General features: G+C 53.3%; 2 protein-coding genes. Both read left to right on the top strand.

The features are described 5' to 3' along the window. Positions 1 to 34 precede the first annotated feature (34 nt). Positions 35 to 379, top strand: coding sequence for an SMR family transporter (locus G6N73_RS35585; RefSeq protein WP_165034527.1), 345 nt, complete (start codon positions 35 to 37; stop codon positions 377 to 379). Between the two features lie 331 nt (positions 380 to 710). Beyond that, the coding region (locus tag G6N73_RS35590; RefSeq protein WP_165034528.1) for a hypothetical protein at positions 711 to 1,468 on the top strand (758 nt) is incomplete at its 3' end.

The raw sequence follows: 1,468 nt of genomic DNA on the forward strand, positions 1-1,468 counted from the left end.
TTGGAGCTTCCGACAATCATGAATCGACAAGGCAGTGAGAAGCGCTCTTGTCGCCTACTCCTGCCTCGGCCTCGCGATCCTATTCGAGGTCACGGGCTCTACTTTTCTGCAGAAGTCCCAACAGTTTACAAAAATGGCGCCTACACTGACTTTCATCGCCTTGTACGGGGTATCGTTCTGGTTCCTGTCGCAAGCCCTGAAAAGCATGCCACTCGGTGTTGCCTATGCCATATGGTCAGGTCTCGGCATCGTACTTACCGCGGCTATCAGCGTGGTCATCTTCCGACAGGTGTTGGATATGGCAGCAATCATTGGCATTGCTATGATTGTTAGCGGCGTGGTCGTTATGCAGGTGTTCTCTCAGGCTGCAACCAAATAATAGAGTATTTCTGATGGCTGCCCTCCGGAACTTGATGTCTCTGGCAATACAAAATGGGGAGCAGTTCAACCGTGATTAGAGCTAACTTATAGATGCAGACAAAACAGGGAGCACGTCAAGAAACTGCTGGCAGGCGACGCCCTGTCGATTAAGGCTTTAAAGCCAAATCAAGACGCTTCTGACGAAGAAAGACAGCGACATCTAGAAGTTGTCGCTTCGGACAGAGGTCAAACGGCAATTTTCTATTCTCTCGTCGTCCTCTGCGAGATACTCAATGTGCGATAGATTATCGCCGGCAGAAAGCGATAATTCAGCGAAGAGCAAGGTAGTCATGCTTGGGATTGTTAACGCAAGCGGTCTGTCGCTGGCCATCACTTTGGGAGAAACGGCACGCGCGGTAGGGAGCGCCGTTTTTCATGATCGTCTCCTTCGTCTCCTTGCGATGCTCTTGGACTGGGATCGCCGCATAGCTATCGGGTATTTCGATGGTGTGAGCCCAGAATTTTTCTTTAGCGAGGGCGTGCCGGACGACTGTCGGGACTTGTATCTGTCGAGCTACTACCAGTTTGATCCGTTTCTGCGGTACTGGGCGGGGAGCCGGCAGTACGGTGTGGTCACGCTTCATGATGTGGCGTCGCTGGACTATGATGGGACCTTTATCAAGGTCTTCAACCCGATGATCGGCATCACGGATGAAGTCGGCATTCTTCTGCCCTGGTTTTGCGGATCGACGCTGGGGTTATTCCTCGAACGTACACACGGTCAATACTCGGTCGAGAGCATCCGGTTGCTGCGGAATCTATATCCGCTCATCCTCGGTTTGCAGGAGGCGCATCTCTCTTGCATAGGCAAGACGCTCGAAGTGAAAGCCGCGATGGCTGCAGCCTCGCATGGGTCGCAAGCCGTGCTGATCATCGGTGCTCGCGGCGAACGTCTCTTCGCGAGCAGTGGGTGGGACAGAGCGGAAATAGACCTTCCAGGACTGGCGTCGAGCCTGGATGCATCCTTGAATGGCAACCCGACGTCACTGTGCATAGACGATCGACACACGCTCGCGATCCAACCTCTCCAGTTGGGTTTGCCTACACT

It is taken from the genome of Allomesorhizobium camelthorni, from assembly GCF_011045125.1.
In the GTDB taxonomy this organism is placed as follows: Bacteria; Pseudomonadota; Alphaproteobacteria; order Rhizobiales; family Rhizobiaceae; genus Allomesorhizobium; species Allomesorhizobium camelthorni.